Genomic DNA, 16,204 nt, shown 5'->3' with positions numbered 1-16,204 from the left:
GCGGCTATTTCCGCCGAAGATTAACGAAATCGCCAAGGCATTTTTTTTCGCTAATCTTGGCGTGACGGTTTTATCCATTACCCGCCGTAAACCCCGCAAAGCCGCACCACGCCCAGCGCCATCCGATGCAGGGTACGCCGCAACCCCATGATACTCATTAGGAGTTAGGGCTAACCTCCAGATGTTCACCAATCTTCAGCGGATAAAAACTGTGCTGCTCAACCCCTGCCTCGCGAAGTGCCAGGCTGAGTTGCACAGGTGGTTCATCCAACGATTCATCGGCCAATTCAAACACGCCCCAATGGATAGGGATCACTCTGGGTTCGTTCAATTGCTGATACAGCCTCACCGACTGCTGCGGATCCATATGCTGCTCTTGCATGAACCATCTTGGGGCGTAAGCACCAATGGGCAACGCCGCGATATCGAACGGCCCAAGGCGGGTGCCGATATCGACCAACCGTTCGCTGTAACCGCTGTCACCAGAGAAATAAAAACGCAGCGCCGGGTGATGGATCACCCAGCCACACCATAGAGAACGATTACGATCCCACGGTGTACGCATGCTCCAGTGGCGTGCTGGCGTGGCGTAGAACGTCATCTCATCCAGCGTCAGGCTCTCCCACCAATCCAGTTCAACCACCCGTTTGGCCGGGTAATGGCTGAACCAGCGTTTGAGGCCCAGCGGTACAACAAAGGTGGCATTGCGAAAGCGTTTGGTCAGTTCCCTGATGGTTTGACGATCCAGATGGTCGTAGTGATTGTGGGAAATCAGCACCACATCTACCGCTGGCAGCTGTTTTACCGTTAGCGGGGGCGGCGTCTTGCGATGTGGGCCGTAGAAGCTCACAGGTGATGCCCTGGGCGACAGTACCGGATCGATCAGCACGTGCCGGCCCCCCAGGCGCAACAGGAGAGAAGCATGGCCCAACCACCATACACGGTCCTCATCGCCGCTCAGATCGGCGGCTTGCCACCAGTTGGCGATAAACTGCTCGTAGCCTGCCTGAGGAGGTTTGGGCAGGCCGAGCTTCTTGCGTTCGTCTTGCCAGCGCTTCAGATCCCCGGCCTGGTGTAACGACGGCTCCGGGTTGCAGAATCCCTGTGGCGTATGATGCGCTTTGCTGGCGTCGTAATATTTGTTGGTTATTTTCAACCCATTCTCTCCCTGTAGTACCATAGTGGTGCCGCAATCGTTACAAGATTGCCTACCCAATAGCTTATAGTATCGCAATGACAAACAACTGACCTTTTTGTGGATGTTGTTGTCATAGCCAGAGTAAGAAGGCCAAGGTCGCCAAGAACCTGTTAAGCCTTTCTTAAGAACCTTGTGATTTACTTACTAGGACATTCTGAAAAAGGAGGAGTTATGAGCCGGACTGCATCAGGCAAGTCACGCGTTCGTATGGGCCGCTATCGCCGAGCGCTGGCGACGCAAGGGCAATACTGGAAAATGTATCTGGCAATGAAGCTGCGCCGGCTACGCGTACCGTCACCGCTGCTGTTACTGGCAAGCACCCTGGCAGGGTTTTTTATGCTGGGCCTGCTGATGCTTAGCGTGGTGGTGATTGATGTTATCAGCACCCTGTTCCTGCTGTGCAGAAAGCTGCTGCGGCTGGGGCGCCACCCTCAGGGCAATGCCGTCGCCCGTTAACCGTTCGGAGGCGCTGCGGCGCCTCCAACGTGAATACTACCTCTTGTTACCACCCGCCTTTTTACGCCGAGTCAGCAAAAATCCAACCCACAACAACAGTACCCAAACCGGCATCAACACTACGGAGATGCGGATCCCTGGGCTGAAGTACATGATCACCAGGATCAACGACAGGAACACCAGGCACAGATAGTTGCCAAACGGATACCATAGCGACCTAAAGCTGGTGATCACCCCTTGGCGATCCTTGGCCGCGCGGAATTTCAGGTGCGCCAGGCAAATCATCACCCAGTTAATCACCAACGTCGAGACCACCAGCGCCATCAGCAAGCCAAACGCCTCGCCGGGCATGACGTAGTTAATCAATACGCCTACCGATGTAGCCAGCGCCGATAAGGCGATAGACAGCACCGGTACGCCACGTTTGTTAACCTTGGTCAGCGCCTTTGGCGCATTGCCTTGTGTCGCCAGGCCAAACAGCATCCGGCTATTGCAATACACGCCGCTGTTGTAGACCGACAGCGCTGCCGTCAGTACCACTACGTTGAGCATGGTCGCCACCAGGTTGCTGTTGAGCGCATGGAAGATCATCACAAACGGACTGCCCCCTTCCACAACCTTGCCCCACGGATAAAGTGACAATAACACCGTCAACGAGCCGATATAGAAAATCAGGATACGATACACCACCTGGTTGGTGGCTTTAGGAATGCTACGGCGCGGATCGGCGGCTTCTGCTGCGGTAATACCCACCATTTCCAGCCCACCGAACGAGAACATGATCACCGCCATCGCCATCACCAGGCCGCTAATGCCGTGTGGCATGAAACCGCCCTGATCCCACAGGTTGCTAATGCTGGCTTCCGGGCCACCGTTGCCGCTGGCCAACAGGTAGGCACCAAATACGATCATCCCCAGGATCGCCGCCACCTTGATGATGGCAAACCAGAACTCGGTTTCCCCATACAGGCGTACGTTCACCAGATTGACCAGGTTAATCACGACGAAGAAAACCGCCGCCGATGCCCAGGTTGGGATTTCCGGCCACCAGTATTGAATATAAATCCCTACGGCGGTCAGTTCCGCCATACCGACCAGGATAAACATCGCCCAGTAGTTCCAACCGGATAAGAAACCGGCAAAGTCCCCCCAATATTTATAGGCAAAATGGCTAAAGGAACCGGCCACCGGCTCTTCCACTACCATCTCCCCCAGCTGGCGCATAATCAAAAAGGCAATAAAACCACCTATGGCATAGCCTAGCAGCACGGAAGGCCCGGCCATCTGAATGGTTTGTGCAATACCCAGGAACAGGCCGGTACCGATGGCACCTCCCAGGGCAATAAGTTGTATGTGTCTATTTTTTAAACCGCGTTTTAGCGGGGTATCCTGAAGCTGACCGCCCATCTTATCCTCGTCCGGCTGAGTATCCAGGCAGCATTGCGCAAGATATCGCCAACCAATAAATAAACCTGCGGGCGTTTTAACACTTAACCTTTCAGGCATCAAGGATTAGAGCCCGGCGATCGTTAACCGGGCCAGAGGGTTGCAGGAGGTTTGCTATGCCAGCTAGCTTGGCATACCGCACAGTTTGCTGAGGTTACGTGCGCCAATCATCAGCGTCGCCACATAGGATTGACGGCGGGTGATGACCTCCACCGCCACGCGATCGTTTTGATACTTTATCAGGTAGGTTGAGGGCCAGCCCTGTCGGTGCAGCCCATAGCTTTTGGCATGACAATCGATCGCCGCATGGGCAATCACTAAATGAGAGAGAGTGGTATCACCTTTGATAATGCGCTTCATAAAACAGTCTCCGTCAGCGACAGGTCCATTGTCAGAATAAGGCGGTGTCTCATCATTACGGGTCATCTACATTATCGACTAACATTTGATTTATTGCGCTTGCTGACTCAATAAAAAACAGATCATTGCGGCACGCAACGGGCTGTGACTGCCAGCTTGCCACTCCCCTTGCTGGGTGATCATACTGGCTTGCCACTGTGGCTGGTCACTTTGTTCGGGGGCATTAAGGCTTATTTTGTTGGCGCAAATAATCGGCCAGGCATCGGAGGGGTTCTTGCAGTAATCTTTCCCTTTCACGCCGCCGTAAGGGTACCATTTGTCCGGATTTTCCCCGGTGATTAACGCAATGCTGCGGTTTACTTCGGCGTCGCTTTCTTCGTACCATCTAATCATTGCTGATATCCATCTTTCGTAGAGTTGGCGCTACATTACGACGCCAATACGACAGATTTATGACAGCTCGCGGGCCGTAAACATTATTTTTACTAACGGAATGGCAGATTGTTGCAGAGGAATGGTGAGAAGGCGATCCGGTTAAAACTGAAACTGAGATAACCGACGTGTCCTTAACCTTCTCACCAAATGAGGGGGGCGATTAACGCTCTGGGATAAACCCTTTATAACTCAGTGCCGGGCTAAGGTCATCATCATAATCGTCAACCGATGCCTTGTCCCCGCGGGCGGTTTGCACCAGCGTTTTTAACAGTGCCGTTTGCTGGCGCTGCTGCTCGGCGATTTCCTGCAACAGATGGATCTGTTCGTTGGCGCGTACGCTGGCGCGATTCACGATGAACCAGACCCACAGGCCAAACAATACGGCCAACGCCACAACGGCGATGGAAATCAGGCCGGACGGGCCAGAAGCTAAATCAAACATGGACAACCCTATCTACTCTACTGCCTCAACCAAGCTGATATAGTAACATTCTCACCAAGGCCAGGGGCAAGTTTGCGAAAAATTGTTATCTCGCCATGTTACCAGGGAACGATACGCGTGATTGAGCAAATGCCCAGTGCAAACTTCCCACCTTGATCGCAATAGCTATCCAGAGCCAGCAGATAGAAAAGCAAGCAGGCAATCAGCGTTGCCACTAGCACCAGCAGTTTTTTACGCCCCAAACCTTAGCAGCCTTATGATTATGTTGTTAACCTAATCATCAATGCTAGCATAGGCAACTTAAACGAAGTTTAACCGGCCGTTTAGATTTCTCAGCCCATCTGGAACAAAAGATAACCCGGTTACTCGCGGTTAAATTTCATCTCAATCAGCGCAATCGCTTTTTCAATCGCCCGCTTGGTGATCGGGTCGGCCCCGGCCGGGTGGCTGCTAAAATCGATACTCTTGAGCTGGCTGGCCATCTTGTCCCGTACTTCGGTCGGCGCGATCACGTCGATCACATCCAGGATCTGCTTGATAACCAGTTGGCAGGCAACCAGATCGGAAACCAGTTCTTGATCGTTGCTCAGTGCGCTAGACATAATCTTTCCTCTGTTGATTTAAACGCGGCAAAGAATACCACGCCGTTTTGCATTTTGCCGCAGGCGTTCCGCCCTGAATTTTCGGCAATAATACGCATGCCTTGCAAAAACCAGCGGCAGAATTGTGGCCTATACTAGGCTGTGCCTCACACTCAACAGGAGAGCAGTCATGGCAAATCATAATGTGAAATCTTGGGCGACAGTGCGTGAAACCTCGGTAGAAATTGCCGAAGCGATCTTTGAGTTGGCCGGTAATGACGAGGTTTTGGCGCAAAAAATTTGGGAAGAAGGCAGCGATGAAGTACTGCCGCTGGCGTTCAGTAAAACCGAAGCCGACCAACTGTACTGGGGCGAAGAAACCATCGAGCGTAAAAACGTCTGAGGCCCCTCACCCCAACCCTCTCCCACAGGGAGAGGGAGTTAGTACAGCGATGTAGTCAGGTACCGTGATCGATCCGTTTCCCTCCATAAAAAGCGCTGATTCAATGCCGTGGTCAGGTAAGTTTCCGCAACTGATAGCAAACTCGCTCCCTAACCCTAACCCGCAGGGAGAGGGAGTTAGTACAGCGATGTAGTCAGGTACCGTGATCGATCCGTTTCCCTCCATAAAAAGCGCTGATTCAATGCCGTGGTCAGGTAAGTTTCCGCAACTGATAGCAAACTCGCTCCCTAACCCTAACCCGCAGGGAGAGGGAGTTAGTACAGCGATATAGTCAGGTACCGTGATCGATCCGTTTCCCTCCATAAAAAGCGCTGATTCAATGCCGTGGTCAGGTAAGTTTCCGCAACTGATAGCAAACTCGATCGCCCCTTTGGCCAAGGTGAGTCAACTAATGCTCATGATGAATCACTGCACTTTTACTCTGCGATAAAGCGCTCAAGACGATGACGTAGCTGAGCGTTCTCCCTGCGCAACTGTTCAATCTCATCGAGCAGCGTCAGCGCCACCGCAATACCGGGCCAATCCAGAGCCAGTTCACGTTGCAGACGCTGGGCGCGATTAAACGCCGCCACCGCCCCATCATCAAACAGCCAATCATCCACCGTCAGATCGCGGGGCTGGATCACTCCCAACCCCACCACCTCGGCCAGTTCGCTTTCCGTTACGCCGGTATGCAGGCAAAACTCGGTAATGGTGAGGGTTATCTGTAGCTTGGCCATTATGCTTTACTCCATTGCGTACGAGGATCGAAGGCCTGATTCGCCTCGGCCAGTCGTTGCCAGAGTGCGGCGCTGTCTGCATCGGGTTTGGCCGGCATGACAATCTTGATCACCGCATACAAATTGCCGGTCTCTTTTTTGCTGACCAGCCCCTTCCCTTTGACGCGTAACCGCTGCCCGGTCTGGCTCCCCGCAGGGATGGTCAACAGGATATTGTCCGCCAGTGTGGGCACAGAAACCTTGGTTCCTAACGCCGCCTCCCAAGGTGCCAAGGGCAGAACGATTTCCAGATCGTGCCCGATCACCTCAAACAACGGATGCGGTGCCAGTTGAATGATCAGGTACAAATCGCCATTGGCTCCGCCAGCCATACCAGGCACGCCTTGGCCTTTCACGCGGATACGTTCCCCGTCTGCCACGCCCGCCGGGATTTTCACGTTCAGCGTTTTAGCGATCTCTTTCTCTGTCTGGCCAAATGCGTTGTACACCGGCACCTTATAGCTCAGGGTGCGGGTTTGCTCGGTGAGGGTTTCCTCCAGGAACAGCGCCACGCCGATCTCAACATCCTGCCCACGGGCCGCACGCGGTTGGCCCTGCTGGCGGCCACGCGCACGCTGGCCAAACATCGAGGAGAAGATGTCGGAGAAATCCTCGGCACCACCATACTCTTCACGCCGGGTCTGGCGGCCGAAATTGGGCTCGTTACGATGCAGCCGCATTTGGTCATATTCGGCCCGGCGTTCGCTGTCTTTCAGCACTTCATAGGCTTCTGCGACTTCTTTAAAGCGCGTTTCGGCATCGGGCTCGGTACTGACATCGGGGTGATATTTGCGTGCCAGGCGGCGGTAGGCGGTTTTGATAGCCTTGATATCATCTGAGGGTTTAACCTCTAGAATGGCGTAGTAATCCTTGATTTCCATAATGCTATGGTCTCTTTACTGTGGCCGGAAAAGTGGATAGCGCGTTGATACGTGAGCAAGTTGAGGAGATAAGACTCATTGTAGCGCCATCAAGCAGTTAGTGCAGTATGCGCATCACTTCACGCGGTGATTTAGCGTTTCGGGCTGATTTGTTGCGGAACGTGCGGGAATTGCGGTGCTGACAAAGTGTTGATGACTCGGCCCATATCTGAGCCGGTCAACAGGTTGCGAGTGAACTTCGAGTTAACATTGCAGGTTCCGGTTGCTAGCCAGTTTCACGGTTCTTCACCTCCCACGCCTTGCGTGTTATTGACCATCATCACTGGCATTGCCAGAAAAGCGGCGACGCCCACGATCACAAAAAGAGTAATAATCACTGTCATTAACATGCGATCACCCCATCAACGTGGCGTTGTTACGGCTGACTCTCTGTTTTGGTTAATTACATTGCTGGCCTGGACTACTTGGCATTTGCGGTAGCGGGCAAGTTCAGATTAGCTGGTTTTTCCGAATGCTGGCAAGCCCTGTATTGAGGCTTTTTTCTGCAGGATGTTGGGTCGGCCTGCCGCTCGGCGGTTGCACGGGCTGGACCGACCTCAGTTTATTGCATCAGAACCAGGGGAATTGGCCCATGACGTTATGATAAAACAGCATACGCCCGACAATCTCCCCCGACACCAATGCCACTCCGGCTATCACGGCCATCGATGGGGCCAAACGTGTACGTAGGCCAAGCACCGCAAACAGCACACCGCCCACCAACATGCTGCCAACCAGCTGCCACCAAAGCATGATCCCTTGAGCGCTGGCCCCGGCAATCTGGTAACGGCCCACCAACGTGGCCAGCAGTAACAGGCAGCCCACCAGCAAACCGTAGCGAACCGTACGCGGAGCGGCCAGGCCGCAGCAATTCAAATAGATCCCCAAGGTAGCGAACCCCAGCAGTAACGCGGTACTCAGAAACGCCAATTGGGTCAGTGGCGTATGCCACAGTGGATGGCTGGCCATCTGGTAGTAGATTTGTGCCGAGACCAGAATAGCGGCAATCCCCAATACCGAGGTCACCATTCCCAATGTGGTGATCACGGCCGACTTCTGCGGCCGCAGCCAGCAAACTGCCAACATCAGGAACAGGCTGATATTCACCAGGATAAAGGCGATCACCTCACGGCTTAACCAGGAGTGCGGCAGGCCCAGCACCGCGCGGTAAGCCCCAAACGGGCTCCCCAGGTGCAGCAGTGACAAGCTGGAGCCAACGACCTCCACCAGCCACAATCCCAGAACCAGATATTTCAGTTGCCCAACGGACATCTGGGAGGTTGGTCGCAACCGATAGAGCGTCAAGGCGATAATACCGCCAATGCCCCATTGGCAGAGCACGGTAAAAAACACCAACGGCAGTTCATATTCGTTCATGGTAGCACCCTATTATTTATCCGCTGGAATGATGACCACGTTCGGGCCGCTGATACGATGATCGGGCATGTGATATCTAGCCTCCAGTACCGCCCAATCCGTTGAGTGGATTTTTCTTAACTCCTCGATATCACCAAACTTCAAGACGCCCGCCGGGCAAGACGCCACGCAACGCGGCGGTAATCCTTCGTCCAAACGCTCGGCACACATATTGCACTTGCTGGTTTTACCTTCCTGCGGATCGAAGACTGGGGCGTTGTACGGACAAGCCATAATGCACATGCGGCAGCCGATGCATTTATCATGATCCTGCACCACAATGCCGTCCGGGCGCTTATGGTAAGTATCCGCCGGGCATACCTTCATGCATTGCGGATCGTCACAATGGTTGCAGGACATCGAAATAAACCCTTCAGAATTCGGGCCATCGGTTTCATACTCCCGCACCCGCCGCCAAAGCACGCCCGGTGGCGTCTGATTCTCTGACTTACAGGCCATGGAACAGGTTTTACAGCCGTAACAACGTTTAATATCAATCAGAAAGCCATATTGTTTGGTCATGGGTTATCCCTCCGCCCGTACATCAACCAGCGTACTGTTACAGCAATGCCCGGTACCCAACGCCTCTACGGCGTCATTGGTGACGTGGCTGCTGCTGCCTCCCTGCTGTTCCCACCAGCCGTTATCCAGGGAAACCACGCCTCGTTTGATATGCGTCGTCACCACGGCAATCGCCCGATGTTCCCCTCGCTGATTAAATACGGTGGCCCAGTCGCCGTGTTTGATCCGGCGCTGTTGTGCATCCTGCGGATGGATCATCACGTTAGGCTTATTGCGCTGCACCTCAAGGATCCATTCGTTCATGCCGTGGCTTGAGTGAATGCTGCGAGCCAGCTTGCGTTGTACCGCCATCAGCGGGTATTTAGCGGCCAATTCCGGCGAGCCTTGTGGCGATTCATTCACCCGCAGATAAGTAACGACCGGCGAAAATTCTTTCTTCTGCCACTCTTCAATAAAGAAGTGGGCTTTACGGGTCGGCGTGCGGAACACCCCATTTTCAAACGGGATCCAGTCGCCGCTCACCGGCAGCACCGGCCCTTTTTTCAGCTGTTCCAGGGTGATACCGGAACCTTGCAGGCACGCATTGATGTAATGCTCAATTGGCTGGTTAAACACGTCGCCAAAGCCAAAACGCTCAGCCAGACGTGCAAAGATCCAATAATCCGGCTTGGCTTCACCCGGTGGCTCGACAGCTTGCTCCATCAGCTGCACATAGTGGCTACGCACGCCCGCCATCAGGCTGACATCTTCAAAAATGGTCGTCACCGGCAGCACCAGGTCAGCATATAGCGCGGTAGAACTCATCAGGTTATCGGCCACCACCACAAAGGGAACTTTTTCCAACGCCTTCCTGACCATGTTGGTGTTGGGCAGTTGGGTCATGACCCCCATGGTCATAATCCACCAGAATTTAATCGGGTAAGGCCGGTCATTGACCACCCACTCACCCACCTTGGCAACCGGTATCGGGGTGATTTTCTTCACCGCAGGCGCTGGTGGAATGATCGGGCTGAATTTTGCCATTTGGCGTGCTCCGCCCGCGTCACAGATCCCCGCCCCTCGCTTGCCGATATTGCCAGTTAGCAGGGCCAGGTAGAATTGGCTGGCGGCCACGTAGGTACCAAATTCGGTGCGCTGAGCGCCTGACATATTTTGCACAATCATCGCCGGAGCGGTGGTGGCATAGTCGCGGGCCAAACGCAAAATGGTGTGGGCGGGAATGTCGGTTTCAGCCGCAACCCGGTCAAGCGTCCATGGTGCAGCCTGCTGGTAAACGGTTTCGAATACGGTGCGATAGCCGCTGTCAGCTGGCAGTTGGTGCTGGAACAAAGCCGGGGTTATCCCCGCCTTGTCATGCCTTACCAGGCTCTGGCTGGTGCAGTCATAAACCAGATAGCTTTCAGTGTCGTTGGCATCGGCACGTACCAATTGATCTTTGGCATCCACCAGATACACCGCGCCGGTATTCTGGCGCAGGAAATCCGCATCAATATGCTGCTCTTCGATAATGATCTTCATCATCCCGAGCGCTAAAGCCGTATCCGTACCTGGAACAATCGGGATCCATTCGTCGGCTTTGGCGGCAGTCTCGTTAAAACGTGGGTCGATAACCACGATGCGCGCGCCCTGCTCTTGCGCACGTAGATAATTTTTAAAATACGCCTGCATAGTCACCGCCGGGTTGTTGCCCCAGCAGATGATCAAACGACTGTCGGCAATGGTGTCGCGGGTATCGGCATAGCGTAATCCCACCATTGGCATCATCGCCGCCGTCACTGCCGAGCAACAGAGTGACCCCGCCTGTTTAACCGAACCACCCAGATAATCGAAGAACGCCTTGCCCATATCGTTCTTTATCGAGTCCATGTTGCCAGCATGGGTGGACAGCAGCAGCCCTTCGTTGCCCTGTTCCTTGATGGTGGTACGGATGTTTTTTTCGATTAAATCCAGTGCCTGTTGCCAGGTAATAGGTTCGAATTTGCCCTCACCTTTCTTGCCTACCCGCAGCAGAGGCGTCGTGATGCGCTGCTGGTGATAAACCCATTTGGTACGGCTGATGCCCCGCAGGCAACATTTCACATTGAAGCCTTCTGTCGCTTCAATCTTCATCAGCTTTTTCTGATAGACGTAAGCGGTCAGGTTGCAGTGCAGGCACTCCATCGCACAGGTTGAGCGAAAGGTTTGATAATCCGACAGTTTTAGGTGGATGCGGCGTAAGGGTTCTTGTTGACCCGTTGATAAGGAGAAGGCGCAAGGCGAAAGTGAAGCTAGGCCAATAACGCCCAGCCCTTTTAGCAACGTGCGCCGTTTTAGTCTGAGTGAAGCAATGTCGTTCATAGTTTTATTCTCGGTAAGATCACTTCCTGGTGTTCACTATAAATAAACCGAGTTAACCCATAGTATATTGAAGCAGATCAATCCACCTCAAAATAGTTAGTCCTTGCGCGCTGAAAATTATCCTGCTGCGGTGCCAGGCTCAGGTTAGCGGGGGCATTCACCGCCTTAAACTGGTAAAGTGATCGGATCGAGGTAATGGCAAGTAAGGTAAGCAGAATGTCGGAAGTTCAAGGTGTAAATTCGGTCGATATTGCCGTATCGGTATTAGAGAGTGTCACCGCACTGGGGGGAAACGCCCGCGCTTCGGATATCGCCAAACACAGTGGGCTGTCGAAAAGCCGGCTGCATAAATATCTGGTTTCGCTGTGCCGTAGCCAGATGCTGTATCAGGAGCAGGAGACCAGCCGCTACTCGCTTGGCAGCAAGCTGTTGGCGCTGGCCGCGGCGGCAGGCAAACAACAGACACTGGCGACAATCATCAATAATGCGCTCTGTGAGCTGCGCGATGAGCTGAACTACTCCACCGGTTGGGCGGTGCGCCAAGGGGGTAACATCTTGCTGACGCGCTACAATCGCAGCCATAAAAATATCGACATCGATTACCTTGAAAACACCCTCATCCCTATGAATGCCAGTGCGGCGGGTTATGCCTATCAGGCCTTTGATGGCTCTATTACGCCACAGCTCGAGGCTAAAGAGCTCGAAAAGATCCGTCTACAGGGCTATGCGGTACGTTACAATGTTACCGAAGGCATCCCTGGAGCACGCGCGATAGCCTGCCCGATTTTCAGCCAGGATAACGTCCTGTTGGGGATGGCGATCACCATGGGGTTTATTCCAGACGACCCGGCAGAGATTGTCCGTCTGGCAGGTCGCCTGATGGCGAAGGTCAAAACGATCCCGCTATAACCGGCTCGCAGGTGACAACCCGGGGCCTGTAAGGTACGCTAAGTGAGCCTGCCGTAAGCTCCGCGCTGCGGTTAAACGACAAAATCAATTGGGTAAAGTTATTGATACAAGAACATCACCTCGCACTAGTCTGCGCACTCAGTAAATGGGTCGAAACCCATCTGGGACGAGTGATCCACCTTGAAGAGTTGGCCGAGTATTCCGGCTATTCACTGTGGCATATGCAGAAGCTGTTCAAAGAAGCGACGGGGATCTCGCTGGGCAAGTACATCCGCGAGCGCCGCCTTGCCGGAGCGGTGTACCAGTTGCGCAGCAGCGAGGCTTCCATTTTCGATATCGCCCTGGATTTTGGTTTCGGTTCCCAATCGCACTTCACCTACATGTTCAGAAAGCGTTTCAACATTACGCCCTATGACTTCCGCCAGGATCTGAGTGTCGATCTGCATATCGAGCCTCCGCTGCATATTATTCACCAGAAGATGGCGTGAGCAGCAGCGGGTTGTTTAAATGACGACAAAAGAAACGGCCCCAGAAAGGAGCCGTTGGCTGAGTGTGCTAGCTATGTCAGGGTTGATGGTTAATCATCCAGCGTTACTTTAGTGCTACCGCCACGAGTACAGCAATGCAAACCCAAAACACCGCCGTGGCGATCACAACATGGGATAATCTTGCATGGGAGAGTAATTGGCTCATAAACACCTCGCTTACATCGGCAATAGAACTGACAGAATTTCCGTACAGATTAATCTCAGCTTAGCAGGGCTTGGCTATTTACGACAGCCTGCTAATTCGGGGTAAATAACAATATTTGATTAACATCACAAACACATTTAAGAAATACATTCACTTTAATCATTAATTGTGACTTAAATATAATTAAAGTGAATTTATTTAGAAAAATTAACCAACCACGTCCGCAGCTCATGCTGCCCGCCCCTCATAAGCAAAGACCGTCAAAAAATGTGTCACCCCCCTGCTACGCCTGAGCTGTAGCGGCTCTGCCGTGGCGGAAAAAACGCCATGCAACGATCGTTGTCTATTTAACGGCACACAGCCGACGAATAATTCGCCACAACCTTTATTAGTGGTTAAATCGCAGCTAGTGCGTTAAATCCCAAATAAACCAAGGCATATGGCAAAAATTTTTCATCGTCGAATCAACAATTACGATAAACGCAGCTCTGGCTTCAGCCGCCTTTGATGTAACAGCTTTTGGCATCGACCTCTTGATCGATATGCCGCAGATCGGATAAATACGTGATGCCAAACAGGATCGACACGACAAGCAACACTGAGACCAATAAGGCAATGACCGCAATAAGCTTGGTTTCATCATGCGGATTGTGTTCCATTTTATCTCCTAAAAACAGTAAGTTACTCCCACCCACTGTGTGATCGTCAACGTAAAAATGATCAATATGCAGCAACCACCGTCAACGTTGTGATGACGCGTTGCGCATTGTCCATGGTTTTCCTGGTATTTCTTGTCTAATGGGGTGTTCACACCCTCTACTCTCTTACTGCTGGCCATAACGCCTTGATGCTAAAAAGGGTAACCTCAGGCTCAAGCAACAGCCAAATTTACGCCATCAATAGCTAAGATTTTTCTTGCATGCAGACGCTACCAATTTTCTGCAACAGGGTCAAGATTCTCAGGGTTAGTCGCCAGCGCGCGGACTGGAAACATTCGTTGGATTTATCGAATTGCGGTTGGGAAAATTATAGGGGGCGAACATCGGTATGAACGTACACATTGGTTGAGGAATTTCAGCACAGCGCCCCAGATGAGGCGCTGGATTACGCAGCTCTAAGTTCGAGCTTCGATTATCTAGGTCTTCGGTATCATTGTGGGATGCGCAATACCTGGCCCGGATAGATTTTATCTGGATGGCTTAGCATCGGTTTGTTGGCTTCAAAGATCTTGTTGTACAGGTTGGCATTGCCATACATCTCTTTGGCAACGGCGCTCAGGGTATCGCCCTTCTTGACGGTGTAAAAGCGGCTTTCCGCTTCTGGTTGCGCTACTGCAACATTATCTTCCACGCCGCTGATACCTGCCACGTTACCCACGGCTACCAGAATTTTTTCTTTCAGTTCCTGGCTGATACCGTCCCCGGTGACCACAGCCTTGCCATCAACGACCTGAACATCCACCTTATCCGTATCTGGCAGGCCACTGTTATCAAGGTGCGCTTTCAGCTTGGCGCTTTGATCCTCAGCGTTACCACTCACCGTATCCCACAGTTTTGCGCCAGCTTCTTTGACGAAGTTAAACAATCCCATATTCGCTCCCGTTAATGATTGGACAGTTAAGAAATTTTAAAACTCATTAAGCTTAGCAGTACAGAGCGGAACTTCAATCCTCTTAAGGATGATTAAACGCTGCCAAAATTCTGAAAATACCGTTTTTGTCTGGTCAATTATTATTTTTTTGTATTAATTAGCTAAATTCAGCCAAGTTTTACCTACAATGGGGGTTGGAGTCTTAATGGGGGACGTAATAGGTTATGTACGCATTGGTGATGTTCGTTTGCTATCTGGATGGCGGCTGTGCCGATATCGTTGTCGACGTGCTGCGTGATGAGCATCAATGCCTGGTAGCAATGAAAGAACAACGGTTACGCCATGCTGGCTGTTTTCCGATCGAGGACTTTATCGACGGCTTCTGGCTGCCTGCCAGCGAGTACGCTCCTTTCTAATCTCACACACCTAACTGAAAAAGGCAGAGCTTGCGCTCTGCCTTTTGAACCACGTTCCGACACAGGAATGAGGTTTGAGTACGACTTAGAAACGGTAGGTCAAACTGGCTGCCACGATGTTGTCAGTGTTCAGTTTCAGCTTGTTATCGTCATTCAACTGGTTGATTTTGTAATCAACGTAGGTGTACATGTTTTTGTTGAAGTAGTAAGTCGCGCCGATATCGATATATTTCACCAGATCGACATCGCCGATGGTCTCAATATCTTTACCCTTGGACTGCAGGTAAGCCAGTGATGGGCGCAGGCCATTTTCGAACTGGTATTGCGCGACCACTTCAAAGTTTTGCGTCTTGTTGGCAAAGCCAGCAACGCCGTTAACCGTGATCGGGGTCATGTTGCGGGTTTCAGCATACATGGCCGCCAGATATACCTGGTTGGCGTCATACTTGAGCGCAGTGGTCCAGGCCGTCGCGCTGTCGCCTTTACCGTAGGTAGCGCCGTAGGCAGCGTCCTTCTGATATTTAGTACGATTAGAATCAGAGAAAGCTGCCGCAGCACCAATGCCGCTACCGCCGATGTCCTGATAGTCCACAGACATACCATAGCCATCACCGTTCTGCTTGTGGATGTTGCTGCGGTCATTCTCGTTCTTACCCTGATACTGCAAGGCGATATTCAGACCATCAACCAGACCGAAGAAGCTGCGGTTACGGTAGGTAGCCAGGCCGGTAGAACGACCAGTCATGAAGTTATCGGTGACGGTATAGGTGTCACCGCCAAACTCCGGCAGCATATCGGTATAGGATTCTACATCGTAAACCACACCGTAGTTACGGCCATAGTCAAAGGAACCGTAGTCGGCGAATTTCAAACCTGCGAAGCCCAGACGAGTTTTGGTGCCTTCGGTACCCGCTGACTCAGCGTGGTTAGCCTGGACGTTGTATTCCCATTGGCCGTAACCAGTCAAATCGCTGTTAATCTGCGTTTCGCCTTTAAAACCAAAACGCACATAGGTCGCGTCGCCATCGGCAGATTTGTTATCGCTGAACAAGTGCTTGGCGTTAACACGGCCGTACAGGTCGAGTTTATTGCCATCTTTGTTGTAGATTTCGGCCGCATTGGCCATCGAGGCGGCGGTGGCAAGAACAACCGCCAGGGCTACTACACTGCGTTTCATCATTTATTTTCCTAGATTTTATTAAAAGCTGCCCGTCACGCCCAATTTATGCTTTGGGCTGTGATTTTTATCATTTTGTTTTTTA

The 16,204-nt window shown here is 52.3% G+C and carries 20 protein-coding genes; 5 read left to right on the top strand and 15 right to left on the bottom strand.

What is annotated here, in order from left to right; translation table 11 throughout:
• Positions 1-157: 157 nt before the first annotated feature.
• Positions 158-1,156 (bottom strand): MBL fold metallo-hydrolase, encoded by a 999-nt coding sequence (locus ACX9GU_RS10930; protein ID WP_473194764.1) that lies wholly within the window; start codon positions 1,154-1,156, stop codon positions 158-160.
• Positions 1,157-1,369: 213 nt separating this feature from the next.
• Between ACX9GU_RS10930 and ACX9GU_RS10925 the strand changes: the two genes are divergently transcribed.
• Positions 1,370-1,654, top strand: a complete 285-nt coding sequence (locus ACX9GU_RS10925; RefSeq protein WP_021806780.1) for a hypothetical protein — start codon at positions 1,370-1,372, stop codon at positions 1,652-1,654.
• A 36-nt stretch (positions 1,655-1,690) separates the two neighbouring features.
• On the opposite strand, the gene ACX9GU_RS10920 is transcribed toward ACX9GU_RS10925, so the two are convergent.
• From ACX9GU_RS10920 to ACX9GU_RS10895, 6 genes are all read right to left on the bottom strand, one after another.
• On the bottom strand, positions 1,691-3,061 hold the full coding sequence (locus ACX9GU_RS10920; RefSeq protein ID WP_473194763.1) for an amino acid permease: 1,371 nt from the start codon (positions 3,059-3,061) through the stop codon (positions 1,691-1,693).
• 162 nt (positions 3,062-3,223) lie between these two features.
• A complete protein-coding gene (locus tag ACX9GU_RS10915) occupies positions 3,224-3,460 on the bottom strand; it encodes a DUF4060 family protein (protein WP_021181027.1) in 237 nt (78 codons plus the stop codon).
• A gap of 90 nt (positions 3,461-3,550) precedes the next feature.
• Entirely contained in the window at positions 3,551-3,853 is a 303-nt protein-coding gene (locus ACX9GU_RS10910) for a phage protein NinX family protein (protein WP_024486479.1), read from the bottom strand.
• Positions 3,854-4,055: 202 nt separating this feature from the next.
• On the bottom strand, positions 4,056-4,337 hold the full coding sequence (locus ACX9GU_RS10905; protein WP_473194762.1) for a YebO family protein: 282 nt from the start codon (positions 4,335-4,337) through the stop codon (positions 4,056-4,058).
• A 98-nt stretch (positions 4,338-4,435) separates the two neighbouring features.
• Complete coding sequence (gene mgrB, locus ACX9GU_RS10900; RefSeq protein WP_473194761.1) at positions 4,436-4,579, bottom strand: PhoP/PhoQ regulatory lipoprotein MgrB; 144 nt, start codon at positions 4,577-4,579, stop codon at positions 4,436-4,438.
• Between the two features lie 120 nt (positions 4,580-4,699).
• Entirely contained in the window at positions 4,700-4,939 is a 240-nt protein-coding gene (locus ACX9GU_RS10895; protein WP_021181023.1) for a DUF2766 family protein, read from the bottom strand.
• A gap of 169 nt (positions 4,940-5,108) precedes the next feature.
• Here ACX9GU_RS10895 and ACX9GU_RS10890 point away from each other — a divergent pair, with 169 nt between their 5' ends.
• Complete coding sequence (locus ACX9GU_RS10890; protein ID WP_021181021.1) at positions 5,109-5,321, top strand: YccJ family protein; 213 nt, start codon at positions 5,109-5,111, stop codon at positions 5,319-5,321.
• Positions 5,322-5,797: 476 nt separating this feature from the next.
• On the opposite strand, the gene cbpM is transcribed toward ACX9GU_RS10890, so the two are convergent.
• From cbpM to ACX9GU_RS10865, 5 genes are all read right to left on the bottom strand, one after another.
• On the bottom strand, positions 5,798-6,100 hold the full coding sequence (gene cbpM, locus ACX9GU_RS10885) for a chaperone modulator CbpM (protein WP_021181020.1): 303 nt from the start codon (positions 6,098-6,100) through the stop codon (positions 5,798-5,800).
• Positions 6,100-7,020, bottom strand: a complete 921-nt coding sequence (gene cbpA / locus ACX9GU_RS10880; protein WP_021805649.1) for a curved DNA-binding protein — start codon at positions 7,018-7,020, stop codon at positions 6,100-6,102. Before cbpA ends, cbpM begins: the two co-directional genes overlap by 1 nt.
• Positions 7,021-7,629: 609 nt before the next feature.
• Positions 7,630-8,436 carry a dimethyl sulfoxide reductase anchor subunit family protein gene (locus tag ACX9GU_RS10875; RefSeq protein ID WP_473194760.1) on the bottom strand — a complete coding sequence of 269 codons (807 nt, stop codon included), beginning with the start codon at positions 8,434-8,436 and terminating at the stop codon, positions 7,630-7,632.
• A 12-nt stretch (positions 8,437-8,448) separates the two neighbouring features.
• Positions 8,449-8,997 carry a 4Fe-4S dicluster domain-containing protein gene (locus tag ACX9GU_RS10870; protein ID WP_473194759.1) on the bottom strand — a complete coding sequence of 183 codons (549 nt, stop codon included), beginning with the start codon at positions 8,995-8,997 and terminating at the stop codon, positions 8,449-8,451.
• 3 nt (positions 8,998-9,000) lie between these two features.
• Positions 9,001-11,334, bottom strand: a complete 2,334-nt coding sequence (locus tag ACX9GU_RS10865; RefSeq protein WP_473194758.1) for a molybdopterin-containing oxidoreductase family protein — start codon at positions 11,332-11,334, stop codon at positions 9,001-9,003.
• A gap of 216 nt (positions 11,335-11,550) precedes the next feature.
• Here ACX9GU_RS10865 and ACX9GU_RS10860 point away from each other — a divergent pair, with 216 nt between their 5' ends.
• Both ACX9GU_RS10860 and ACX9GU_RS10855 read left to right on the top strand, forming a co-directional pair.
• Positions 11,551-12,243, top strand: a complete 693-nt coding sequence (locus ACX9GU_RS10860) for an IclR family transcriptional regulator (RefSeq protein WP_473194757.1) — start codon at positions 11,551-11,553, stop codon at positions 12,241-12,243.
• Positions 12,244-12,344: 101 nt separating this feature from the next.
• Positions 12,345-12,731 carry a helix-turn-helix domain-containing protein gene (locus ACX9GU_RS10855; protein ID WP_024486415.1) on the top strand — a complete coding sequence of 129 codons (387 nt, stop codon included), beginning with the start codon at positions 12,345-12,347 and terminating at the stop codon, positions 12,729-12,731.
• Positions 12,732-13,430: 699 nt separating this feature from the next.
• Here ACX9GU_RS10855 and ACX9GU_RS10850 read toward each other — a convergent pair.
• Both ACX9GU_RS10850 and lysM read right to left on the bottom strand, forming a co-directional pair.
• Positions 13,431-13,595 carry a hypothetical protein gene (locus ACX9GU_RS10850; protein WP_166732779.1) on the bottom strand — a complete coding sequence of 55 codons (165 nt, stop codon included), beginning with the start codon at positions 13,593-13,595 and terminating at the stop codon, positions 13,431-13,433.
• Positions 13,596-14,085: 490 nt separating this feature from the next.
• Positions 14,086-14,526, bottom strand: coding sequence for a peptidoglycan-binding protein LysM (gene lysM, locus ACX9GU_RS10845; protein ID WP_024486819.1), 441 nt, complete (start codon positions 14,524-14,526; stop codon positions 14,086-14,088).
• Between the two features lie 224 nt (positions 14,527-14,750).
• Here lysM and ACX9GU_RS10840 point away from each other — a divergent pair, with 224 nt between their 5' ends.
• Positions 14,751-14,942, top strand: a complete 192-nt coding sequence (locus ACX9GU_RS10840) for a YdfD/YebW family protein (RefSeq protein WP_021181014.1) — start codon at positions 14,751-14,753, stop codon at positions 14,940-14,942.
• An 85-nt stretch (positions 14,943-15,027) separates the two neighbouring features.
• On the opposite strand, the gene ACX9GU_RS10835 is transcribed toward ACX9GU_RS10840, so the two are convergent.
• Positions 15,028-16,122, bottom strand: a complete 1,095-nt coding sequence (locus ACX9GU_RS10835; RefSeq protein WP_473194756.1) for a porin — start codon at positions 16,120-16,122, stop codon at positions 15,028-15,030.
• Positions 16,123-16,204: the final 82 nt, after the last annotated feature.

This window comes from Serratia sp. K1WW1 (assembly GCF_055790865.1).
This window is presented reverse-complemented; position numbering and strand designations above follow the sequence as displayed.